The 25,246-nt window shown below is 55.1% G+C and carries 15 protein-coding genes; 7 read left to right on the top strand and 8 right to left on the bottom strand.

Annotated elements, in window-relative coordinates; genetic code table 11:
- Positions 1 to 393: 393 nt before the first annotated feature.
- Both G8770_RS06390 and G8770_RS06385 read right to left on the bottom strand, forming a co-directional pair.
- Complete coding sequence (locus G8770_RS06390) at positions 394 to 1,095, bottom strand: hypothetical protein (RefSeq protein ID WP_167183440.1); 702 nt, start codon at positions 1,093 to 1,095, stop codon at positions 394 to 396.
- Positions 1,096 to 1,156: 61 nt separating this feature from the next.
- The gene (locus tag G8770_RS06385; RefSeq protein WP_167183437.1) at positions 1,157 to 2,599 is read right to left on the bottom strand and encodes a coniferyl aldehyde dehydrogenase; all 1,443 of its coding nucleotides are present in this window, start codon (positions 2,597 to 2,599) and stop codon (positions 1,157 to 1,159) included.
- A 226-nt stretch (positions 2,600 to 2,825) separates the two neighbouring features.
- On the opposite strand from G8770_RS06385, the gene G8770_RS06380 reads away from it, so the two are divergent.
- Entirely contained in the window at positions 2,826 to 4,958 is a 2,133-nt protein-coding gene (locus G8770_RS06380; RefSeq protein WP_167183434.1) for a PQQ-dependent dehydrogenase, methanol/ethanol family, read from the top strand.
- Positions 4,959 to 5,046: 88 nt separating this feature from the next.
- On the opposite strand, the gene G8770_RS06375 is transcribed toward G8770_RS06380, so the two are convergent.
- Entirely contained in the window at positions 5,047 to 6,087 is a 1,041-nt protein-coding gene (locus G8770_RS06375; protein ID WP_167183430.1) for an AraC family transcriptional regulator, read from the bottom strand.
- A 387-nt stretch (positions 6,088 to 6,474) separates the two neighbouring features.
- Here G8770_RS06375 and G8770_RS06370 point away from each other — a divergent pair, with 387 nt between their 5' ends.
- From G8770_RS06370 to G8770_RS06350, 5 genes are all read left to right on the top strand, one after another.
- On the top strand, positions 6,475 to 8,895 hold the full coding sequence (locus G8770_RS06370) for a TonB-dependent receptor (RefSeq protein ID WP_167183427.1): 2,421 nt from the start codon (positions 6,475 to 6,477) through the stop codon (positions 8,893 to 8,895).
- 367 nt (positions 8,896 to 9,262) lie between these two features.
- Entirely contained in the window at positions 9,263 to 9,925 is a 663-nt protein-coding gene (locus G8770_RS06365; RefSeq protein WP_167183424.1) for a cyclase family protein, read from the top strand.
- Positions 9,926 to 10,102: 177 nt separating this feature from the next.
- Complete coding sequence (locus tag G8770_RS06360) at positions 10,103 to 12,331, top strand: TonB-dependent receptor (RefSeq protein WP_167183421.1); 2,229 nt, start codon at positions 10,103 to 10,105, stop codon at positions 12,329 to 12,331.
- A 28-nt stretch (positions 12,332 to 12,359) separates the two neighbouring features.
- A complete protein-coding gene (locus tag G8770_RS06355) occupies positions 12,360 to 13,766 on the top strand; it encodes a purine-cytosine permease family protein (RefSeq protein ID WP_167183418.1) in 1,407 nt (468 codons plus the stop codon).
- Positions 13,767 to 13,989: 223 nt separating this feature from the next.
- Positions 13,990 to 15,498 carry an aldehyde dehydrogenase family protein gene (locus tag G8770_RS06350; RefSeq protein ID WP_167183415.1) on the top strand — a complete coding sequence of 503 codons (1,509 nt, stop codon included), beginning with the start codon at positions 13,990 to 13,992 and terminating at the stop codon, positions 15,496 to 15,498.
- A 113-nt stretch (positions 15,499 to 15,611) separates the two neighbouring features.
- Here the strand turns inward: G8770_RS06350 and G8770_RS06345 are convergent, their stop codons facing one another.
- The 5 genes from G8770_RS06345 to G8770_RS06325 all read right to left on the bottom strand — a co-directional run bounded on the left by G8770_RS06345 (position 15,612) and on the right by G8770_RS06325 (position 24,219).
- Positions 15,612 to 16,460, bottom strand: a complete 849-nt coding sequence (locus G8770_RS06345; protein ID WP_167183412.1) for a helix-turn-helix transcriptional regulator — start codon at positions 16,458 to 16,460, stop codon at positions 15,612 to 15,614.
- A gap of 82 nt (positions 16,461 to 16,542) precedes the next feature.
- Positions 16,543 to 20,280, bottom strand: a complete 3,738-nt coding sequence (locus G8770_RS06340) for a hybrid sensor histidine kinase/response regulator (RefSeq protein WP_167183409.1) — start codon at positions 20,278 to 20,280, stop codon at positions 16,543 to 16,545.
- Between the two features lie 386 nt (positions 20,281 to 20,666).
- Positions 20,667 to 22,274, bottom strand: a complete 1,608-nt coding sequence (gene ahpF / locus G8770_RS06335) for an alkyl hydroperoxide reductase subunit F (RefSeq protein ID WP_167183406.1) — start codon at positions 22,272 to 22,274, stop codon at positions 20,667 to 20,669.
- Between the two features lie 212 nt (positions 22,275 to 22,486).
- Positions 22,487 to 23,056 carry an alkyl hydroperoxide reductase subunit C gene (gene ahpC, locus G8770_RS06330; RefSeq protein ID WP_167183403.1) on the bottom strand — a complete coding sequence of 190 codons (570 nt, stop codon included), beginning with the start codon at positions 23,054 to 23,056 and terminating at the stop codon, positions 22,487 to 22,489.
- A 623-nt stretch (positions 23,057 to 23,679) separates the two neighbouring features.
- On the bottom strand, positions 23,680 to 24,219 hold the full coding sequence (locus G8770_RS06325) for a DUF2058 domain-containing protein (protein WP_167183400.1): 540 nt from the start codon (positions 24,217 to 24,219) through the stop codon (positions 23,680 to 23,682).
- Between the two features lie 215 nt (positions 24,220 to 24,434).
- Between G8770_RS06325 and G8770_RS06320 the strand changes: the two genes are divergently transcribed.
- Positions 24,435 to 25,187, top strand: coding sequence for an ABC transporter permease (locus G8770_RS06320; protein ID WP_167183397.1), 753 nt, complete (start codon positions 24,435 to 24,437; stop codon positions 25,185 to 25,187).
- The last annotated feature ends 59 nt before the right edge of the window (positions 25,188 to 25,246 follow it).

Genomic DNA, 25,246 nt, shown 5'->3' with positions numbered 1-25,246 from the left:
CCATACAAGGGATCATGCGCGATAAGAAATTAACCGGGGGTTTTAATTACAGCAGGTTTTAAAGCTCGCCGAATCATCCACTGACGGCATATTAACATGACTGGAGACTTTCAGGGCGGAGACCGCAACCTGGCAACGGGCTGCCCCAAAGCCGCACTCAGCGCGCATGGCACGGCTCCCCTCACAGAACTGAACTGAACTGAACTGAAACCAGGTATTGTGGGCGATCGGGGCCTGACCGGCAGCGGTTAAGTCCAGCTTGACCGTGTTGATGAAAGCGCTCGGAGCTGACACAAAACATGATTGGCGGCAGCGAATTGATAAAGGCACGGCGACAAACTTTATGCCTGCAACCAAGCTCTGCTTACCCCCTGGGTTAACAGAGCCTGGCAATCACTCACGATCCAATTGCAGCTGCAGTAACCGTATGGGCGCATCACCCTGATTGCGGAGCGAGCCCGGTTCCTGCCACCACAGATGTCCGGGGCTAAGGCTTGAAGTACTGGAGCTCAACCGACCTGCATCCAACGCGATCATCAACCCCTGCACCTGGGCCATCGCCCCCGGCGCCAAAGTCAGGCGTTGCACCTGGCCTTGTGGAAAGCGAAAACTCGGCTCATCGGGTCGCCCCAGCAACACCTCAGCGGCACCGTGATTGTCGCCTTTCAGGCCAATACCCAACACATGGAAGGGTTGACCCTGGGACGCCATAACCCGGTGACGAAACGGCCCCTGGGTTTGATAAGGGCTGTAAACCAGCACACCCGAAGGCGCCTGATCAATTTTCTCCGCCTGGCCCAGGGTTTGGTTGGCCACCTTTGAGGCGATCAACACCACCGTTAACAGATCGTTGCGATGCTCGTGAAAAGCGGTTTCTTCTCCCGGCTGCAGGTTGACGTCATACACCCGCAGCTGATCGTTTTCAAACACAATGGTGTGACGCGGCTCCTGCTCCACCGGCATCACCGGCGCTTGAGCCGTCGATGCCGGTGAGGCGACAGTCGCTGTCGGACTTGCCGAACAACCCAACAGAGCTGCTGCCAGCAGCCCCAGGGTAAGCGGTCCTTGTAAGATTTGCTTAAACATTCGCTGCATCACACGCTCCGTGCTTCGATCTGCATATATTAACGAGACTGAATATATAACGGTTTAGGCCTCAGCTTTTCATCTTCAGCATCATGTTCAGCAATTTGGTGGGCTTGCCAGCATAAGGAGGCATCAACATGTTAAGGGCGCGAATGGGGCCCTGGTAGAACACCGGCCGCATCTTGGAGAAGGTGGTGAAACCCTCGTAGCCGTGATAGTGGCCCATGCCACTGTTACCCACACCCCCAAATGGCAGACTGTGCACCCCGGCGTGAATCAGGCCATCGTTAACCGTGACGCCACCGGACATGGTGTTGTCGATGTACCAATCGGCCAGTTTCTTGTCGTCGGTGTAAACGTAGAACGCCAACGGACGATGACCCGCATCGATGTAGTCCACCACCTGCGAGCGGTCGCGGTAGGTTTTCACCGGCAACAGCGGGCCGAAGACTTCGCGCTGCATCACCAGCATATCGTCGGTAGCACCCAGTACCACATGTGGCGGGAAAATACGGCGGCTGGCATCGGGCTGCTGACCTTCAAACAAGTTGATGATGCGTGCACCCTTGGAGCGCGCGTCTTCCAGGGTTTCCTGCAGACGGTCGTAAGAGCGCTGATCAATCACCGCGGTGTAGTCGCCGTTGTTGATGTCGGGGTAGCGAGCGTTACAGATACGTCGGGCTTCTTCGACAAACGCCTCTTCCTTGCCTTCGGGCAGGAACAGATAGTCCACATTGGTACAGATCTGGCCAGCATTGAGCATTTTCACCCACATGATACGCTCGGCCGCTTTGGTCAGATTGTAATTGGCGTCGACGACGGCGGGCGATTTACCGCCCAGCTCCAGGGTCACCGGGGTCAGGTTGTGGGCACAGTTGGCCATCACCGACTTGGCCGTCGCCGGCGAGCCGGTAAAGAACAGATGATCAAAGGGCAGCTTGGTAAACGCCGGACCGCGTCCATTACCGTCTTCAAAGAAAGTCAGCTTGCCAGCGGCAAAATAGCGCGGGGCCAGCTCTTTAAACAGCCGCGCCAGGTGGTTGGAATTTTCCGACATTTTGATCATGGCCGTGTTACCCGCCGCAAAAATACCGGACAGGGGGGCAAACGCCATGGAAATGGGGAAATTCCAGGGCACCACAATGCCCACCACACCCAGCGGCTGGGGAATCACCCGGGCTTTGGCCAGTGGGTACTGGGTGGGGTCCAGCGAGCGTTTCTGGGGTTTCATCCACTTTTTCAGGTGCTTAATGGTATCCAGAATACCTTCCTGGTTGAGCAGCAACTCGGTGAAAATGGTCTCAAACCGCGAGCGACAGCCATAATCGTTGTTCACCGCCTCGATCAGGGCCTCACGGTTTTCCACCAGCATACGGTGCAGGGCTTTCAGGTCAGCCACCCGCTCCTGATAAGAGGGGTTGCGGTGCTCCCGAAAGTACGCCTTTTGCTCGGCAAAGGTGTCGGTAAATTCCTGGGGGATCGTTATATTATCGAAGTTCAACGACTGATTCATAGATGAAACTCTCCTGTGACGGGGCCAGCGGTGCTGTCAAGATCACCGACTGCGGGTGTCAATAACTGACAACACATCGGGCAAGCTGGGCAGTTTACCCACAATTGAGTAATTAGTTTGTCAGCTTGATGACAGTTACCACCGTTCTCATCGCCTAGACTATGAAGTCAGGTTCTATAACATAAAGCATAATATAGAATAAAATAGTCTCAGCGAGAGAGATCAAATGAAAACCATTCTCACAAGCTGCTTGCCAGCATTGTTACTGTCCTGCCTGTCAACCCCGCTTTGGGCCGCACCCGTGACGCCGGAACGCCTGCTGGCGGCCGATCAGGAACCGGGCAACTGGATGGCACACGGTCGCAACTACGGCGAGGAACGCTTCTCACCATTAAAGCAGATCAACGACGATAACGTCGATGAGCTCGGACTGGCCTGGAGCTACAAGTACGACCTGGACCGAGTGGTCGAAGCCACCCCGGTGGTGGTCGACGGTGTGATGTACACCACCGGCGCCTACAGCATGGTGTTCGCGCTGGACGCCAAGACCGGTGAAGAACTGTGGCGCTACGACCCCAAAGTCTGGCGCGGCATTCAGGGCCGTGGCTGCTGCGATGCCGCCAACCGCGGTGTCGCCGTCTGGAAAGACAAGGTCTATGTCGGTGTCTACGATGGTCGACTGGAAGCGCTGGACGCCAACACCGGCAAGCTGGTCTGGTCCGCGAACACCATCATCGACAAAGACCGCAACTACACCATTTCCGGTGCACCGCGCATTGCCAAAGGCAAGGTCATCATTGGTAATGGCGGTGCCGAGTTTGGGGTCCGCGGCTACATCACCGCCTACGACGCCGACACCGGCAAACAGGCCTGGCGCTTCTTTACCGTTCCCGGCGACCCCGCCAAGGGCGACGAAACCGAGACCATCACCCAGATCCGCAAAACCTGGTACGGCGATCAATACTGGAAACAGGGCGGTGGCGGCACCGTGTGGGATTCCATGGCCTATGACGCAGACCTCGACCTGCTCTACATTGGCGTCGGCAACGGCTCCCTGTGGAACTACAAGCTGCGCTCCGAGGCCAAAGGGGACAACCTGTTCCTGTCCTCCATCGTCGCCATCAAGCCCGACACCGGCGAGTATGTCTGGCACTACCAGACCACCCCGGGCGATGCCTGGGATTACACCGCCACCCAGCACATCATCGTCACCACCCTGGAAATTGACGGCAAACCCCGTCGCGTCGTGATGCAGGCCCCCAAGAACGGCTTCTTTTACGTTCTGGATGCCGCCACCGGTGAATTCATCTCTGCGGAGAAATTCGGTGTGGCCACCTGGGCCAAAAGCATTGACCCGGAAACTGGCCGCCCCGTCATCGACCACGAAGTGGCCGACTACTGGACCAAAGACGGACCCTCGATCATCTTTCCCGGCTCTCAGGGTGCGCACAACTGGCCGCCCATGAGCTACAACCCGCAAACCGGTCTGGTCTACATTCCCCAGCAGGTCACGATGGAAGAGTACAACCCGCTGAAAGAGGCCGTGCCCCCCCAGGCCGGAGTGCCCAACCTGGGTCTGGTGATTCCATCGGTACCGGAAACCCTCAAAGGCATCGAGGAACTGGCCACCGTTTATCGTGGCAGCCTGATTGCCTGGGACCCCATCAAGCAGGAAGCCCGCTGGAAAGTGCCCTACCAACACATCCATAACAGCGGCACCCTGTCCACCGCCGGCAACCTGGTTTTTCAGGGGTTAGCTGAAGGTCGAGTCGCAGCCTATGCGGCGGACACCGGTGACAAACTCTGGCAACAGGAAGTCTCCAGCGGTGTGGTCGCCGGCCCTATCACCTACTCCGTGGACGGTGAACAATATGTTGCTTTCAACGTCGGTTGGGGCGGGGCTTTCCCGATCACCTTTGGCGCCCTGGCCTACCGCACTGGCGTGGTGCCAGACTCACGCCTGTATGTGTTTAAACTCAACGGCAAGGCTCCCATGCCCCCCGTCAAGCGCCGGGAACTGACGCTGCCGACGCCACCGCCGGTCACCGCCGACGCTGCGACCCTGGCCGAGGGCAAGCAGCTGTATCAAGAGCACTGCGGCGTCTGTCACGGCCTGGCAGCGCTCAGCGCCAACATTATTCCGGATTTGCGCTATCTAACGCCTGAGGTGCACGAGCAATTTCTGCCCATTGTGTACGGCATGCGCGCCAACAAGGGCATGCCGCCTTTTGCCGGCATTTTGGAACTGCCACAGGTTGAAAAGATTCACCAGTACATCATTCAGCGCAGCCACGACTGGCGCGATGAACTGATCAAAGAGGGCGTGGTGGCGGACCCGGACGCCAAGGCCTCCAAGTAAACGCCCGAATCTGTTTGACGGGGTCAATCGCTGTGTTTGCAATTGACCCAGGTTGCCATTAACCCAGGCTGCCTACTCACTCGGGCTGCTATTGACCCAAATGGCCACCGGCTCCGGTCGCCAAGGTCGGACCCGGCCGCCAACGGGTAGGCGCAACGCCATACCATTGTTTGAACTGGCGGCTGAACACTGAGAACTCCGCATAACCTAAATGCAGCGCCAGGTGACTGATACTCATGTCACCGCGCTGCAACTCCTTCGTCGCCTCCTGCTTGCGCACACTCTCCAACAGAGCACGATAACTGGTATCAGCCCGGCGTAACTCGCGCTGCAATTTTTTCGGATGCAGATTCAGGCTCAAAGCGGCCGCCTCCAGGCTGCAATCACCGGTCGGCAGCAGGGTTCGAATCGCCCGCTCCAGGGCTACCAGTATGTCCTCTGATCGAGTCACCGCCAAATGGGTCGAGATCTGATGTCCCAACACCTGATCAATCATCTCCAGCTGCTGGCGGGGACGACACTGCAAAAATTGTGGCGGAAACTGGATGGCATTGCGCTGCCCGCTCCCCACGACCGAACAGCCAAAAAAGCGCTCAAAACGCTCCTGCAACGGGGCATCCAGGCACTGGGTAACCTCTACCGACTGCAACTGCCAGGAGGGCCCAATCAACTCCCGCAGACAGCGGTGCAACAGCGCCAGACACAACTGCACCTTCTGCGGGTTGTGCCGGTAATCGCTTTCGCAGCGCGACATCGACAAACAACAGCGGTCGTGATTGATTCGATCAAGGTGCAAGTTCAGGCCCCCGCACTGGGTGTAGGCGTATTGCGTCACCACCACCAGCGCCTTCTCAATTGAGGCCTGGCGCATGATGTAAACGCCGATCAAACCCAGCGACGCCAATCCCTGCCGGCGTGCCAACTCCAGGCCAAAACTCGGGCACCGGCACTGTGCCGCAGAATTTTCCAGCACCTGCAAAATAAGCTGGTCGCCAATGAATTCTTCCGGGTTGTGCAGTTGTTGCGGATGAATACCCACCGCATTGAGTAAGCTCACCGGATTGCCGCCAAGCCCGGCAACCACTGCCTCAAAGCCTGTCAGTACCGATGACCGAGAGTAATATCCCATTTGGCCCGCTCCCTTTTATGATTTTTATAGGATGTATGTCTGAGCTCGTGTCCTCAAATATCATACAGACGTCTCAATTTATCAAGCCGACTTTTAGAATATGTGCAATATTACAGTGAGGCACTGCGAGCTGCGGAGCCCAGAGAGCGCCGCTGAAAACTGAACTCTTTAACAACAACATCAGTTAAACATCACCAAACCCGGCAAACCTTTGCCACACTATGAGCAGAAGATTTTAACGAACACATTCACGGAGCCATACAAACACAGCACGACTTCCGGAAACAACGCTTTCGGAACGGCACCCCAGACATAACCACTCAAAATAATAGAACCAAGTAACACCTTGCTCTGCCATAACTTTAATAAACACCATGGAGCCAACTTATGAAATCACACAATAATAACTTCCGATTTCGCGCCCTGAGTCTTGCCATTGCCTGCGCGGCCAGCGCCTCTTTTAGCTACGCTGCCACCCTGGAAGAAGTGGTGGTCACCGCCACCAAGCGGGCGGAAAGCCTGCAGGACGTCCCCATCTCCATGATTGCCATGGACGGGGAAAGTATTAAAGACCTGGGCGTCACCAACGCCATCGATTTCGCCGCCAACATGCCAGCCGTCACCATTTCCGAAACCCCCATTGGCAACTTCGTGTTTATCCGCGGCATTGGCACACCCGGCACCAACCAGGGGATTGAACTGTCGGTATCGACCTTCCACGACGGCATTTACATGGGACGCCATCAACTGGCCCGGGCACCGTTCATGGACCTCGAACGGGTCGAAGTGCTGCGTGGGCCACAAAGTATTTTATTCGGCAAGAACACCATCGGTGGCGCCATACACGCCATCACCGCCAAACCCACCGAGGAATTCGAAGCGTCCATCTCGGTACTGGTGGGAGAGAACAGCGAACTGGAATACACCGGTGTGGTTTCCGGCGGCCTGACCGACAGCTTGCGCGGCCGTCTGGCCTACCGCGCCTATGAAACCGACGGCTATTTTGACAACGTCATGACCGGTGAGGACGAAGTCACCCGCGACGATTACAGCCTGCGCGGCCAGCTTGCATTTGACCTGACCGACAACATCATGCTCACCGGCAAATGGGAAACCGGTGAATTTAACGCCGACGGCAAGCCCGTCCAGCTGGCGGTGTTCGATGCGCTGACCCCCGGCGCTCAGCAAATCAGTGGCCTCAATCAGTTACTGGTGGCCGCCGCCACCGGCGGCAATGGTATCGAACGCTATGACGATGAACGGGCCGTGATCAACGATGGCGGAGCACTGTTGGGGCAAGTAGTGCCTTCCTTTGAGGGTGTGCCTGGCTTTCCCGAAGGCGACGAATTCAGCGATAACGAAATGGACCTGGGCACCTTCACCGTCGAGTGGATCCTGGGGGATCATACCCTCACCGCCATCACCGGCTATGCCCAGTACGAATACCAGGATGTGTGTGACTGCGACTTTTCCGCCCTGCCCTTGATCGAAGTCGACGCCGCGGAAGATTACGAGCAGTGGAGCCAGGAAATCCGCCTCACCTCACCGGGTGGCGAGACGCTGGACTATATCCTGGGGGCCTATTATCACCAGTCTGATCTGGAATACAGCTCCATTGAGCAGTTTGGCGCAGCCCTGGCTGGCGCCCCGAATGTGTCCCGCGCCTACCGCATGACACAGGATCAGGACCAGTGGGCCATCTTTGGCTCCGGCACCTGGAACTTCACCGAACTGACCCGCATGACCGTGGGCCTGCGCTATTCGGAAGAATCCAAAGAGGCCTCCCACGTGCTGGAGAAATCCTTTACCGGTGGCTGGGACTTTGGCGGCGGGCTGGTGGTGGGTGATACCGCCGCCGATTACGACGCCTTTGAAGCCGCCTTCCCGGGTGTGGCAGGCGCGCTCGATGCCGGTCTCTGGCAGGGCCTGCTGGGTACCTACGAGCACGACATTCGCGGCCGCGAGCGGGATGAGGAATTTGTCTCCTGGTCGATCAACCTGGAGCACGACCTGACCCCGGACGTGATGGTTTTTGCCACCGTGTCCACCGGGGTCAAGGGCGGTGGTTTCGACGCCCGCTTCCTGCGCGAAAACGACAACCCGTTCTTTGAATACGAGGAAGAAGAGGCCCTCAACATTGAACTGGGCGTGAAGAGCACCCTGCTGGACGGTGCCATGACGCTGAACGCCACCGTCTTCCAGACCACCGTCGAGGACTATCAGGTCAGTATTTTTGACGGCGCCACTGCCTTCTTTGTACAGAATGCGGCCGAAATTGAATCCCGCGGCCTGGAAGTCGACCTGCGCTGGCAAGCCACCGACAACCTCACCGTCGGTTTCGCCGGCAGCTACCTGAAAGCGGAGTACACCGATTTCGAGAATGCCCCCTGCTGGGCGGTGCAATCGGTCGCCGACCCCGTCGGTTGTGCCACCAATGGCCGCGATGCCAGCGGCGATCCCAACCTGTTCTCACCCGAGTACGCCGCCAACCTCAACCTTGACTACCACCTGCCCCTTGGCGACACCCTGGAATTCCGGGCCACCTGGAACATCAACTATTCCGATGAGTACTTCAATGCCGGCGACCTGGACCCCCGCATTGCCATGGTGGACTCCTACACCAAACACGACCTGCGATTGGCTATTGGCGCCGCCGATGGCCAGTGGGATGTGGCGCTGCTGGGACGTAACCTCACCGACGAATTCACCAGCGGCAACAGCAATGACCAACCGCTGGTCCCCGGTAACGGTTTTGCCCAGCTCGACTTGCTGCGCACCTACGCCGTTCAGGGCACCTACCGCTTCTAACCCAAGCCCTCAGCACCTGGGTTACCCCGCAGGGGGTAACCCACCCTTTTTAACACCGCCCATTCCCCCCTCCTGTAACCTGTATCCTCTAAACTGTCCCCTGTCCCCTGTCCCCTGTCCCCTGTCCCCTGTCCCCTGTCCCCTGTCCCCTGGATCCTGAATCCTGAATCCTGAACCGAGTCACGCAAGCCTTTCCCATTGCGGGCACACGGCTAGCCCTGGCTTTTGGGTTCTATAGTCCTTTAAGCCTATATAAACCCGGCCCGACAATCTTTTAACATCCCCCACCAAGGCCGGACTGCCTCCGGCCGCCGCTATGCGCCATACCACTGATGCTTTCAGTCGTATCACCAACAGGATCCACAGCATGCTGACATTCCAAAAGTTCGTCGACCTCTCTCTGCCCCTGAATGCCTCGACCCCCATTTATCCCGGGGATCCGGAACCACACTTCAGTGTCGCCACCACCCTGGAACAAGACGGCTACAACTTGTTTAACGTCAATATTGGCTCACAGTCCGGCTCCCACGTGGACGCGCCCTATCACTTCAACAATGACGGCGGAACGGTAGACCAGGTCGCATTGTCACAGTGTTTTGGCAACGGCCTGGTCATTGATGTGACCCATAAAAACAGCATGGAAGCCATTGAGGTGATCGATATTGAGCCTTTTGCCGAACAAATCTCTCGCGTTGATATTGTTCTCTTCCGCACCGATTGGGACCAACACATCGGTACCGAGGCCTTTTTTGAACACCCGTTTTTATCCGAGCAAGGCGCCATCTATCTGTTGCAGCTGGGTATAAAGACCGTCGCCATTGACACCATCAATCTGGATAAAACCGGTGGGACTGAATTCCCCGTCCACACGTTATTTGCAGCCCGGGGCGGACTGATCGCCGAAAACCTGTGCAACTTCCGGGCAATCGACTTTGACAACCCGCTCATCTCCTTGCTGCCGCTGAACTTAAGCGGTTGCGATGGCTCACCCGTTCGAGCTGTTGCCATACAGTGCACACGCCAATCCTGACAACCCGCAAGGAACCGTAATGGTGCATTTTAGCCCGTTAATTAAATTGTATAGTCCCATAGGTCTATATAACGAAAATGGCCACCATGCTTAGATAACCGTTCCTGAAATTATTATTGCTGCCTGACGGCTGTGGCCGTCGGACAGACAAGAACACAACAATATGGGAGCTACACCATGAAAAAGATTTCATCCACCGCAGGCCTGCTTCTGGCTGCCTCCGGTATGTCCTTGCCCGCGTTTGCCGAACAATTGATGCTAGAAGAAATTGTCATCACGGCGCAGAAGCAATCTGAAAGTTTGCAGGAAGTCCCCATTTCAGTCACGGCACTGGGCCAGGACTCGCTGGGCAATTTTAAATTTCGCAACACTCAGGAAATCGCGTCTCAAGCCCCTAATGTGCAAATGTTAGGCAGTAATGGCGACGCTCAACTGGTGTTGGGGATGCGCGGCGTCACTCAATCCGATTACAGCCCTAATGGTACCGGCGCTGTCGCCCTGTATGTGGATGAAGTGTATATGGGAGCCACACCGCTCTCTTCCGGTGTCCAACTGTTTGACCTGGAGCGCGTAGAAATGCTGCTGGGCCCACAGGGCACACTCTACGGCAAAAACGCCACTGGTGGTGCCGTGAATCTCATCACCACCAAACCCCAAATGGACGGCACCAGCGGCTACCTGAATCTGGGTCTGGGTAACTACGGCGCCTACAACGTGGCCGGTGCTTTCGATACCGAACTGAGTGAAACCCTGGGCATGCGCCTGGCGTTCACCACCACCGAAAACGACGGCTACGTGGAAAACAAACTGCCCGGTGCCGACGATGCCAGCCAAATTGGTGAAAGCGCTGTGCGCCTGTCCTTCCTGTATGAAACCGACTCGGTCGACGCACTGCTCAAATTGCACAAAAGCCGTACCCGCGCCAATCACACCAGCATTCTGATGGTCGAAGCCGATCAGGGTGTCGCGAACGGTGGTGTCGGTCTCGGTCACACCGGCTACGGCCGCGGCGACCTGGACTTTCAGGAAACCGAATCCAACCGGGTTGAAGAAAAAGAGTTTGATCTGCAGGGCACCAGCCTGACGCTCAACTATCACAGCGACAGCTACACCTTTACCTCCATCACCTCGTTTGACAAGGGTGAGTACTTCGTACCCGAAGACGCCGATGGCAGCCCATACCATCTGCTGGAAGATGATTTTTACGCGGAGACCAAGCAGTTCACTCAAGACCTGCGCATAACCTCCAACTACGCCGGTAATTTTAACTTTATTGCGGGTCTCTACTACGCCACTGACACCACCGACGGCGAAACCCGCTACCGCTGGCTGGCAGACTACGGCGATGACACCCAGCCGCTGGCCAACGCCTGTGAAGATACCTTTTTCCTGGGCTGCTACTACGCCAACAGTTACGAGCAGACTCGCGATACCCAGGCAGCCTATTTCAACAGCACCTATCAACTGACCAACGCCCTGACCCTGACCGCCGGTGTGCGCTACACCCGCGACAGCATTGAAATTGAAGACTACACCTCCTGGTACGGCGAAGCGCAAGACAGCTTTGCCAAAACCCAGGACGGCCCCGCCCAGGGCAGCCTCGGTCTCGACGGTGTGAACGACAAAGTGGATGACACCAACTGGTCCGGCAAACTCGGACTCGACTGGTTCGTCACCGACGACATTATGCTGTACGGTTCTTACAGCACCGGTTACCGCGGCAGCGCGTTTAACGGCTTTGCGTTTATTCCCGACGAATTCACTCAGGTAGACCCGGAAGAACTGGAAGCCTGGGAGTTCGGCTTTAAGTCCACGTTGTTTGGCGGCAGCACTCGCCTCAACGGTGCGGTGTTCCACTACACCTACGAAAACCAGCAATTCCTGATTTTCGATGCCGGTTTACAGCGTCTGCTGAACGCGGGTGAATCCGAAATCCAGGGCCTCGAACTGCAGCTGACCACACAGTTGACCGAGCGCCTGACCGTCAATGCCGGTGTCGGCCTGCTGGATGCCGAGTACACCGAGCTCAGCTACGCCGGTGCCGACCTGTCTGGCAACACCCTGCCCTCTTCTCCGGAAGTAAACCTGAACCTGTCGGCCGATTACGATCTGTACGAAGGCGATGGCACCTGGGTACAACTGCACTACGACGCCAGCTACATCTCCGAGCAGTTCTTCGAACCGTTTAACGAGAAACGTTTGGCTCAGGAAGGCTATACCATCCACAACGTACGCCTCAACGTCGCCCTGCAGGATGAGAAACACTCCTTTGGCGTGTATGTGAAAAACCTGACCGATGAGGATTACGCAGTCTACTCCGTTAACCTGGAAGCCGATTGGAACGGTCTGTTCTTCTTCCGCGGTGCACCACGAACTTACGGTATAGACTACAAGTACAATTTCTGATCGTCACTCATCCACTGAAGACTAAAGTATGCAAACTGTACCCAAGTCCAACACTGGAAAAGATGGCGGCTCATGGTTGAGTCGCCTGTCTGACCAGTTGGGCGGTGATGAAGATCACGGCCCCATCAAAGGCACCTTGTCCACCGGCCGTATCGGCATGATATGGCTGGCCGCCAACCTGGTGGTCACCACCCTGTTGACCGGCACCCTGTTTGTCCCGGGCGTCTCCTGGCCACTGGCCATAGGCCTGATTGTACTGGGCTCGATCGTCGGCGGGGTGGTGCTGGTGCTGGTCGGCAACATGGGCACCCGCACCGGGCTGTCCACCATGTCGTTGACCAAAGGCGCTTTTGGGCTGCGCGGCTCGCTGTTGACCACAGCCGCCAACGTCGTCATTCTGATGGGCTGGTGTTGGGTGCAGGCCATGCTGGCTGGCGTCACCGTGAACTACCTCGTGGAAGGGTTCACCGGTTATTCCAACCCCATTTTGTTCTCGGTGATGTGTCAGTTTCTGGTGGTGTGTCTGGCCATCTTTGGCCATAAAGGCATTGAGAAAATTGAGCCCTGGCTGGGACTGGTGATTTTCCTCATCATGCTCTACATCTTTTACACGGCCTTCACCACCTTCTCCCCCAGCGCTTTTATCAACCTGCCGGTTGATAAGTCGCTGGGTTGGAATGGCGTCTCCGTGCTGGATGTGGTCATTGCTACGGTGATTTCCTGGACGGTGCTGTCGGCCGAGATGAACCGCCTTGCCAAATCTCAAAAGGCCGGAGTGGTCGGTTCCGGAGTGGGCTACCTCACCTCAACCATTATGTCCATGGGGCTGGGCGCCACCGCCATCGCCTACGTGGTGCTGAGCGGCGAAGAAGCCCGCAGCTTCGATCCCACCATGATCGTGTCGGCGTTTGGTGCCCCTCTGGCCATTGTGATCTTTTTATCGGTCATGGCCACCAACACCATGGTGGTGTATGGCATGGTGTCCTCGGTGGTGGGCATATTGCCGGGCAATAAAGTGCGCTTTCTGCCGGCGGCCCTGGTGTTGGGGACCGTATCACTGATTGGTTCCAGCTGGCTGGCGATGCTGGATCAGTTCACCTCCTTTCTGACGCTGGTCGGCTCGTTGTTTGTGCCGGTGTTTGCCATCATGATTGTGGATTATTACCTCGTTCATAAACGTGTCTATGACCACGACATCCTGCTCGATCGAGGCGGGAAATACTGGTATCAAAACGGCATTCACTACCCGGCCATCATCATCTGGGCCATTGGCATTGGCGTATCGATGTTGCTGACTCACGGTTTGGTTTCCCCTCTGGGGGCCACCATTCCTACCTTTGCCATCACCTTCCTGTTGTATCTTGGCTGGTCATGGTTAACAAAAGCGATGGTCACCCTGCCCACCGCCTACGAACACTTATCGACCGATCAATAACGTACGTTAAGTTAGCTTAGCTTATGAGTAAACGAACTTAGAATTCATGCACCCAAACGCCCTGCGCTCAAAGCCTCACCCGATGGCCCTGAGCGCAGGATCTTTCCTGACCACAGCACTCATCTCTCATAGCCACAGCCTCACACAGCATTAAAGCAAGACAATCACATCAACGAGGGCGGGCACGATTGAGCAGATAACCACACAGACGAGGGTAACCCTTATGGATTCCACGATTCAAACCATGCTGGACCACTATTGCGTCACACCCCAGGCTCGGGAATTTCTCGCCGCCGGACACCAGCCAATGTTCATTGATGGCCAGTTCGTCGATGCCTCCGATGGCGGCCTGCTCAGCGTCGAAGATCCCTCCAACGGGGCTCACCTGATGACCGTGCCCAGCGCCACCTGTCACGACGTTGACCTGGCGGTCGCCGCCGCCAACCGCGCCTTTCACAGCGAGGCCTGGTCCGGCCTGACGCCCATGGAACGACAATCACTGCTGCTGAAACTGGCCGACGTCATGGAAGCCCACGCGCAAACTCTGGCGGAGCTGGAATCCATTGATGCCGGCAAAGCCATCAGTGGTTGTCAGGTGGTGGATGTTGGCACGTCGATCGAGTTAATTCGGTATATGGCTGGCTGGACCAGTAAAATTGAAGGCGCCACCCGCAGCCTGTCTCTTCCCGGTGACACCATGGCCTACACGCTGAAAGAACCGGTGGGCGTGGTCGGCGCGATCGTTCCCTGGAACTGGCCGCTGAACATGTCCTTGTGGAAAATCGTTGCCCCGCTGGTCACCGGTTGCACCATCGTCTTGAAGCCCGCAGAACTCACCCCCATGAGCATTCTCTACCTGATGCAGATCTGGCATGAAGCAGGGCTGCCTGCGGGTGTGATCAACATTGTCACCGGCACCGGCAGCCTGGCCGGTCAGCACCTGGTCAGCCACCCGGACGTGCAGAAGGTCTCCTTTACCGGTTCGACCCCGGTGGGTAAAAAGGTGGGGCAGGCCGCGCTGGAAAACCTGTCGCATGTGACATTGGAACTGGGTGGAAAATCGGCCATGGTGGCCTTTGAAGATGCCCATATCGAGGACATCGTCGCCGCCACCCACCAGAGTATTTTCTTTAATTCCGGCCAGGTCTGCTCCGCGGGTTCACGGCTTTACGTACAGCGAGAGCTTTACCAGGCCACGCTTGACGCACTGACACAATCCCTGCAAGAGGTGGTCCTGGGCGACCCGCTCAATCCAGACACCACACAGGGGCCGCAAATTTCTGCGCTGCAACTGCAACGCATTAAGGATTACGTTGAACTGGGCAAACAAGAAGGCGCACGACTGGTGTGCGGAGGCGACTGCCCTGCCCGCCCTGGGCATTACATCAACCCGACGATCTTTGCCGATACCCGCAATGACATGCGCATTGTGCAGGAAGAAATCTTCGGACCCGTGCTGGTGATGCAAGCCTTCGACACAGAAGAGGAAGCCATTGCCCTGGCCAACGATAACGTCTACGGTCTGGCAGCCTCAGTCTTCACCCGCGATGTGTCAAGAGTTCACCGTGTCACGCGTAAACTGCAAGCCGGCACGGTGTTTGTGAATACGCACGACGCGGTTGATGTGGCCATGCCCTTTGGCGGTTACAAGCAATCGGGTATTGGCAAAGACCTCGGACCTGAGCAACTGGAACACTATCTGGAAACCAAATCGGTGATTATCCAGCTGTAGGGCAGCTACCCCGACAATCGCTGGTAACGTCCAGATTGCCCCACAGCGCCACTCTTGCCCCAGGCTGGAGTGGCGTTTTCAGTTTTGACGCCGGCCGGTGTGTTAAGGTTAACTCAGTCGGAAACCGGACTGGTATAGCTTTCTCGCAAAGCCGCCAGTGGATCAGAAGCGCCACTGACCTGTGGGATAGCCAGTGACTGGATGCACAGGGAAAAGAGCTCAGACTGGGTCGATATATCCAGTTTGTTATAGATATTGCGGCGATGGATCTTGACGGTCCCCAAGGCAATATTGAGTTTATTGGCGGTGGATTTCGATGAGTGGCCGTGCAAGATGCACTGAAACACATCCTGCTCGCGCTGAGTCAGCAAGGATGTTCCGAGGGAATCAAAGATGCTGCTGTAGGATTTACTCTTGCTGACTGACACGGCCTGTGTGTTTGACTCAACCTGCCTGAGACCATGTTCCTCAACAAAATCCAGCAGGATAGGCGTGATCGTTTCCAGCACGTGGGTTTCGTCTGCGTTAAACACGCCGGTCAACTTATCGATATACAAATCATAATAGCAGTCATCAATTTTGATGATGAAATCGAACTCATCGGTAATGCCAACGGGCTTCACAAATCGCTGGTAATACTCGGTTTGATGATAGCAATCCGGTGCAATATCCTGAAAACGGTACAGCCCATTGCTGGCGCCTTTTGCCAACATGCTGTAATGCGGATCCAGCAGGTACAAACCATCCAGGTAGAGGTCCACAAATTTGTGATAATTGTCCGAGTTGCCCTGCAAGTGGACACAATCGACATGGTCATCACTGTAGACAAAAACGCCAGAGTAATCGAAGCTTACCACCTGCTCGACAGTGGCGAAGAATGCCCTGTAAAAGTCGGGCGTGCCGATGGTTTTGCGCAGGTTGACCAGCGAGCAATACCATTCAGGACGGTTAATGTCAGACATGTTTCAGCGCTACCCCCTGTCGAAGGGCGATAATGTATCATTAACCGCAAAGATGTCCTAATCGCAACCGGGATGGCAGACTCTAGCCAGGCGATCGACCCCAGCGTCGATCGGCCTTGGCACCGACGGCCTTGGTACACCGGTGATGGCAATATTTCATCAGCACCTGGATGGCTTTTTCAGTCAACAGGGGCTTTAATAAATATGCGTTTATCCCCACGTTTCGGCAACCGGCTTTATCTTTTAGGGAGATGCTGGCGGTGAGGGCCACAATCGGCAGTTCTTTCCAGCGAACATCCTGGCGCAGTCGCTTAGCGGCAGTAATCCCATCCATCCTTGGGAGATGGCAATCCATAAACACCAAATCCACATCGTGTAATTCAAGATAGGATAGTGCCTGCAAGCCATCGGTAACGACCTTTACTTCGCAGCCAAAACTCTCCAACAGGTACATCAGCGCCTGTGCATTAATTTCATTATCTTCAACAATCAGAATTCGGGCCCGACAATAAAAATCTTCCGGCGCAACCGTTTTTTCAGGCTCCGCACTGCCATCGGTGACGACCGGCAATGACAGCTTGAGCGAAACCGTGGTGCCCACGCCATACTGGCTAACGATATCCAGCGCACCGCCCATCAGCTCCACCAGTTGACGGGCTATGGACAATCCCAAGCCGGTGCCTTGATAAGCGTTTTGGGCAGGCTCGCTGACCTGATAAAACTGATCAAAAACCGCATTCAATTTATGCTCTTCGATACCGACCCCGCTGTCTTTTATCTGTATCACCAGTTTTGCGGATAACGGCTGCTGTGTCGTTACCATGACATCAATCCAAATAGCACCTTCATCGGTAAATTTCACCGCATTGCCGATAAGATTGCTCAACACCTGTCGCAACCGCATCGGATCACCTAAAAACAGCTCCACCGCACCGACCGGGTAATTGATGTGAATGTGAATTTTTCGGCGCTCGACTTCAACGCTGAACAATTCAACCAGATCTTCAATTAAGTGTTTTAAATTAAACGGGGCTTGTGTCAGCTCAAGCTTGTGAGCGTCTATTTTTGACAATTCCAAAATATCATTCACAATATTAAGCAGGGTATTGCCCGCTCTCAGCTGTGACTCAACATAATGTTTTTGGGTGCTGTCGAGATGTGTCCGCTCCAGCAACTCTCCCATGCCCAACAGGCCACTGAGGGGTGTCCTTAACTCGTGGCTCATTTTTGCAAAAAATTCTTGTTTTGCCAGTTCCGATCTCTGCGCCACATCCCTTTCACGCTCGGCGTTTAAGGTTCTCTGTTGCCAGCGCCAATACACCAGAAGCAACATACCCGCCAAGCTAAAATACACGGCGTAGGCCCACGTGCTGAGCCACCAGGGTGGTAACACTTCAATCGTCAGCGTCGCAGGAGTGGCATTCCAAACCCCGTCATTATTCGAGCCCCGCACATGGAAGGTATAAGTCCCCGGAGAGACACGATGATATACCGCCTGATTGCTGGCACTATCGGCTAACCAGCTGCGGTCCACGCCCTCTAATTTATAGCGATAGCGATTCAGGTTAGTGCGGGTATAGTTGAGCGCGGCGAACTGGATCGTAAACGGCTGGTCTGCATAGCCAAGAACCACACTGCTGCGCGCTTCCAAGTCGATGTCTCGATGACTGTGGGCCTGCATCACTTCCAGCCCGGTGATAACGACCGGCGGCACAAAACTGTTGTGCTCCACCGTCTCGGGCTGAAAAAAATTCAGGCCATTGACCCCACCAAAATAGAAAACCCCGTTTCGCCCTTTTAACTGACTGCCAGCAATGAACTCGGTTGACTGAACCCCGTCACCCTCATCATAGCGATGGGCAAAATTATTTTCCGGGTTATAGCTCAGCAAACCATCCCGGGTACTGATCCACAGCAAACCATCGTCCGCTTCCAGGATGCCGAGAATCGCCGACTGCAAGTACCCCCGTGAATCGATAAAGTGCGTAAAACTCCCCTCATCGGGATCAAAAAGATTCAACCCACCCGACTCAGTCCCCACCCAAATCTTGCCATCGCTGCGCTCCAGCATGCTGTAAACGTGATTGTGACTGATGCTGGCAGGATCGGCTGAACTATGTTCATATTGTACAAAGCGCTTCTCTTCCGGTAAGAACAGGTTCAACCCCGCAGTGGCGGTGCCCAGCCAGAGGCGCCCCTGAGAGTCTTCCAACAACGTTTGCACATAATCATCCCCCAAAGAATCAGGCTTATCCGGCTCATGCCGGTAGGGGGTAAACGTGCCTGAACGAGGATGATACTGATTGAGCCCCCCGCGCCAGGTCGCCACCCACACTCTTCCCTGCTGATCCTGTAAAATGTCAAAGACGGTATCGTCACTGATACTATCAGGCTGCAGCGGATCAGGAAGAAAACGAGTAAAGGCCCCGCTGTCCGGGTTAAAACGATTCATACCCCCGGAATAGGTCCCCAGCAAAAAGTCGCCGTCGTTCAACCTCATAATATTCATGGGGTGATTGTTACTGATACTGCGGTCGTCCTTCGGGTTGTATTGGTAGCGGGTCACAGCGCCATCGTCGGGATCAATGCGATTCAGGCCACCGCCATCACCCACCACCCACAGTGTTCCATCTTCTTCTTCGTAAACACCGTTAACAGTGTCAGACGCTATAGTATTCGGGTTGCCTGGCTGATTATCTATGACCTGAAATTTACTTCTCTTATCATCCAGCTTAAACACCCCACCGTAATAGGTACCCACCCAAAGGATTCCGGAACGATCTTCGAATATGGATTTGATTTCCTGCCCCGGCAAAAAACGCTGAAAAGTACCGTTGACCGGATCCAATAGATTTAATCCACCATTGGTTCCAACCCAAATACGGCCTTTGCGGTCTTCGAGCAACTTCCAGACAAAATCATTGCTCAAACTCTGTGGGTCATCCGGGTCAAAACGATAATGAGTGAACTTGCCGGTGCGAATGTCCAGTCGATTTAAGCCGCCACCAAAGGTGGCAACCCATATGCGATAATTCGAGTCTTCCAGCACGTCCCAGACCCCATTGTGGGAGAGACTGTCCGGGTTATCAGGGTCATTGCGAAAGGTTGTCCAGGTTTCCGCTTTCACATCAAAACGAGACACCCCTTGTTGCTCGGTCCCCAACCAAACATTACCCACGCTGTCTTCCAGCACCGATCTGGCGGAGGTATCCGGCTCTGGCGAGTGGGACGTAAATGTTTCCGTACGCTTATCATAGTATTGCAGTCCGGCGTCCTGAGTCGCCAGCCACAATCCGCCCTTCAAGCTGTGCTGAATGTCCACCACCACTTTCGGCAGAGGATCGGCATCTCGGCGTACCTCATCGGGTTCAGCAGGTGCCAGCGGCGAAGTAAACGCATAGGCTGCAGATTGAGAATGAGAAACCAGTTTTCCGCCGGGCTGTCGCTGAATCAGGCCCGCCCCCTGAGTTCCAAGCCAGAGCGTTTCACCGTCGCGCAACAGGCTCCAGATAAAATTGCTGGGCAAACCATCTTTTGAGAAATACGGACGAAAATGGTAGCCATCATATCGATTCAAGCCGTTGCGGCCACCAAACCACATAAAGCCGGTATGATCCTGGGCAATTGAAAACACCGTGCTCTGACTCAGACCGTCCTTTAAGGTTAACTGTTCCAAAACCGGTGTTTCATGGGCGTGCAGCAAGCTCGACAGCAGCAAGGTCGTAACCAATCCAACAATCTGTAGCCGTTTATTCGGTTGTTCAGTATCCGACCTCAAACCAAAACAGTTCCCTGCTGCCTTGCCCCATCTACAACTCATCCGGAGTTTCCTTGTGTTTCCTACTTTGCGTTACGATTACAGCGCCCAAATCAACCCCAAAACCGCCTCTCCGCCAATGATGTTAATTATTATCCGCATTCTTAATTCGCCACAGCATACCCTGTCAAATTACACTGCAAACCCTTCTGATGCCAGCCACAGAGCCCAAAAGCAGCATACCTTCTGGTGATAACGAATGAATTTCAGGGGCTGTTAATCCGCATATTGTGACCAGAATTTATAGAAAAGATGGGATTGACACAACCTCATTCCAATCGAGCCACATCCCCCAAAAAGCCTCCGAGCCCAACTCAATCGGGGCTCGAAGGCTAAAGAAAACACATGGCGCTGAGCGCAAGGGGATTTTCTGGATATCGCGCTGTGCGTTACGCGGCCCTCTCGGAAGTTGCCACACCCTGAGCCGGCAGCCGAATTAAGTGATCAAACGCTGACAGCGCTGCCGTTGCCCCCGAACCCATCGAAATAATGATTTGCTTGTAGGCCGAATCCGTCACATCTCCGGCAGCAAATACGCCGGGAATGGAGGTCTCACCGCGGCTGTCGACCATGATCTCACCCCGCGGATTCAACTCTACAACGCCTTTCAGCCAGTCAGTATTCGGCACCAGGCCAATCTGGACAAAAACACCCGCCAACGCGACGGTTTTCTCTTCACCGGTTGCGCGATCGGTGTAGTTCAATCCCGTCACTCGCTGGCCATCACCCAACACTTCGGTGCTCATGGCTGCAGTGATAATGTCAATATTGTTCATCGACCGTGCTTTTCGCTGCAAAACGTCATCAGCGCGCAGCGTATCGGCAAATTCCAATACAGTGACATGCTCAACGATTCCAGCCAGGTCAATAGCCGCTTCAATCCCGGAGTTGCCACCCCCGATGACCGCCACACGCTTGCCTTTAAATAACGGACCATCACAGTGCGGGCAGTAGGCCACGCCTTTACCGCGGTACTCCTGCTCCCCGGGCACATTCATTTCTCTCCAGCGTGCGCCGGTTGCCAGAATGATGGACTTGGAAATCAGTGTCGCCCCGTTTTCCAGGGTAACTTCCACCCTTTTGCCATCGGCGCCATTGCTCTGCCGCAGCGCGACTGCCTTCTGCGCCTTCATCACATCCACGTCGTAGTCCATGACGTGCTGCTCCAGATTGGCCACCAGTTTTGGACCTTCTGTGGCGGAAACCGAAATAAAGTTCTCAATGGCAACTGTATCCATGATTTGTCCGCCGAAGCGTTGCGCAATCACACCGGTACGAATGCCTTTGCGCGCCGAGTAGATCGCCGCCGACGCACCGGCCGGGCCACCGCCCACGATAAGCACTTCGTAAGGTTGTTTTTCCGCCAGGGCTGCGGCCTGACGTTCACCGGCTTTGCTGTCGACCTTGTTCAGAATTTCGTCCAGGGTCATGCGCCCCGAGCCGAAGGGCACCCCATTCAGATACACGGAAGGCACGGCCATAATACGACGCTCGGTCACTTCTGCCTGAAACAACGCACCATCGATCATGGTATTGCGCACATTGGGGTTCAAGACCGCCATCAGATTCAGCGCCTGCACAACGTCAGGACAGTTCTGGCAACTAAGCGAGATATAGGTTTCGAAGTTAAATTCACCGTCCAACGCGGCAATTTGCGCCAGCTGCTCTGCCGTAGCTTTAGACGGGTGTCCACCCGCTTGCAACAGTGCCAGCACCAGCGAGGTGAATTCGTGCCCCATCGGCAAGCCGGCGAATTCGACGCGCGCAACTTCCCTCTGTGGGGCAATCGCCATCAATGGTGTGCGGTTGGTTTTTTGCAAACGCGTATTATCATCAATGACTAAAGAAATTTTTTCCGACAGACTGGCAATATCATCGGCCAGTGCCACCATTTCCTGAGATTTGGCGCTGTCATCTGTGGACACAGTAATTTGAATCGGTTTCACCAGATTTTTTAAGTAAGTGTCCAACTGTTGTTTAAGGGTATTGTCTAACATGCTTTGACTCCGTATTGCATCTGACCGTTGATTACTGTGTTTACATCTCTGCCTAGCGCAGCCCCCCTCCCCCTGAAGAGCGCAGAGAGGAGGAGGGCCTTGCCAACACGTTGATCGGTTGCGGTTAGTGCAGCGGTCGGCCTATGGACCTCACGCTGTTTACCGTTGGCTGTAACCGCATCAGCGCCAACACCAGGCGACTCAATCGGTGGTTAGATTTTGCCAACCAGGTCCAATGAAGGAGCCAATGTTGCTTCACCTTCTTGCCACTTGGCAGGACAGACTTCGCCAGGGTTGGCCGCTACGTACTGTGCCGCTTTGATCTTGCGCAGCAGCTCGCCGGCATCGCGACCAATGCCACCGGCATTGATTTCTACGATCTGAATTTTGCCTTCCGGGTCGATGACAAACGTACCGCGCTCAGCCAGGCCATCTTCTTCAATCATGACTTCAAAGTTGCGCGTGATCTGACCCGTAGGATCGCCGATCATGGGGTACTGAATTTTGCCAATGGTCTCGGATGAGTCGTGCCAGGCTTTGTGGGTGAAGTGGGTGTCGGTCGAGACGGAGTACACTTCAACACCACGCTGCTGCAGCTCGGCGTAATTGTCCGCCAAATCGCCCAGTTCGGTCGGACACACAAAGGTGAAGTCGGCGGGGTAGAAGAACACCACAGACCACTTGCCCTTCAGGTCTGCATCGCTGACGCTGACGAAGTCGCCGTTGTGGTAGGCCGTGGCGTTAAAAGGTTTCACTTCAGTGTTGATGAGAGAACGTGACATCGTATTTTCCTTACAGTAGTTCATGGGGTTGTTTACAGAAGTTCATGGGGTTGTACGCCTTGTGAACCGTTTGAATTCACAAATTGCGTTGACGGGAGCTATAGTAGGAAAACACGGGTCATTGTTAAAATCGTTAGAACCGACCGTTTTCATAGGAATCTTCTATGACTCAACCCAAGGCCTGCGTGAAGCCTGCACACAGCAAAGCCTCTGCCCACGTAAGGAGCGGATCACAACCAGGGCTGTTTTGATGAGGGACTGTTTTGGTGAGGGGCTGTTTTGGTGAGGGGCTGTAGGAATGAGGGGCAGTATGGATGAGGGGCTGTCTTGATGAGAGGGTATTTGGCGACAGCAAAGTCGATGTCAGACAAGGCGGGGGCAGACAGAAACCCTCACCATCGAACACCTGGGCATTAACCTGAGGGAATGAACTGAGGGCATTACCCCAAGGGCAGTATCCTCAACATTTGCCTCAGAGAATTAGCCACAGTGACCTGAAAGCATGGGCAGAGAAAGCGCCGACGAGGAGTCTCCTGCAAGGAGCCCCTCGGTTGATCAGCGAGCTCCAGCGGTTGCTGCCAGCAATTTCTCTGAACAGGCCGTTAGCAGGGGCTGAAGGCCCTCTACCACATCAGGTCATCCGGAATCTGATAATCCGCATAAGGATCATCCTCTTCCACTTGCGCGTCCTGGGCCGTGCTCAGGGCAATCACCACGGACTCATCCCGCTCGGCGATTTTTTCAGCCACAGGAAAGGGCACCAGCTCATAATTCTCATCGAGCTTGACGATGGTGAGGCGACCACGAACCAATAAATTCTGAACCGTTTCTGACACAAAGATCTTTTTGATCTGTTTGCCGTCCGTAAAGTTATAGGCAATATCGCCACCACCTTTGGCCTGGGCATTCAACGTAATCAGCTGCCTGATCTGAGCGGCAATGGCTTTACGATCCGCCTCTGCCTTGCGCTGAGCGTTCAGCTCACGATCGCGGGCTACTTTTTCTTCCTGAACCTTTTGAGCCTGCAGCTTGGTTTCGTCCACAACGGTTTGCTTGGACTTATTCTGGATCTTCGTCGCCTTACGCTTGTCTTTCTGAGTTTGTTTGGCCTTTTTGGCATCCACTAAACCTGCTTTCATCAATTGATCTTGTAAAGAGCTCATGAGCTTTCCTAAATATGATGTCCTGCCTTCAACGCCCCCCATCCGCGACGATGGAAGCGGGGTCTATTTTATCAATAAATCCTCCGGCGCATAGTGTCTGGCGCATATCAGTGTAGAATTCAGCTAGCGATCGTGGTCAGACCACGACAGTATTTACAAAACGATAGCACTCACACAACCATAGCAGCGATTTCGCAACTGACAGCTGAGACGTTATGACAACCATTACCTGGTGGGGACTGATGTGGTGCCTGCTGCCCATTGCCCTGGTCAGTGGTATTTACTTCATTTGGCACGGAAAACCTTCTGAAGTACTGATTTCCAGCGCCCGCATGGTCATCCAGCTGGTGGGGGTTGGCTATGTGCTGGTGTTTCTGTTTGACAGCCCCTCGCCCTGGACCAGCCTGGCCGTGGTCACCCTCATGCTGGCGGTGGCTTCGTGGATTGCCATCAGACCAGTGCGGGGCCAGCCGGGCTACTTTCAGCCAGCCCTGTTGGCACTGCTGATCTCGGTGAGCTTTCACTTACTGTTGTCGTTGAAACTCGTGATGGCAGCGGAAACCTGGTATACCCCCAACCTGTTTATCCCGCTGGCGGGGATGTACCTCGCCAACACCATGAATGCCCTCAGTTTGTCTGCAGAACGCTATCACGCGGAATTAAGGCAAGGCAACCCGGTGGCCCAGGCCCGCCTGACCGCTTTCAACGCGGCCATGATTCCTCAAATAAACGGGTTATTGGCGGTGGGGCTGGTGGCGTTACCCGGCATGATGACCGGGCAAATCCTGTCCGGCATTTCACCGCTAATTGCTGTACGCTATCAAATTATGATCATGGCGATGGTGTTGGGCTGTAGCGGTGTTGGCAGTGCCATCTTGTTATGGAGCCTGAGAAACACACCGTTGGCACACACTCTAAAACCCCACCAGCCTCAAAAGGGGAAGGAACCGGCAGCCCCTGATGCGTAAACCAACCTGAGAATTACCGACGGCCGGTGATAAAACGGTGAAGACGGCATGCCATACCC

Origin of the sequence: Pseudomaricurvus hydrocarbonicus (assembly GCF_011602365.1) — a bacterium.
Taxonomy (GTDB): domain Bacteria; phylum Pseudomonadota; class Gammaproteobacteria; order Pseudomonadales; family Cellvibrionaceae; genus Pseudomaricurvus; species Pseudomaricurvus hydrocarbonicus.
The sequence above is the reverse complement of the archived record's forward strand: the minus strand, read 5'-3'. Positions and strand labels throughout refer to the sequence as shown.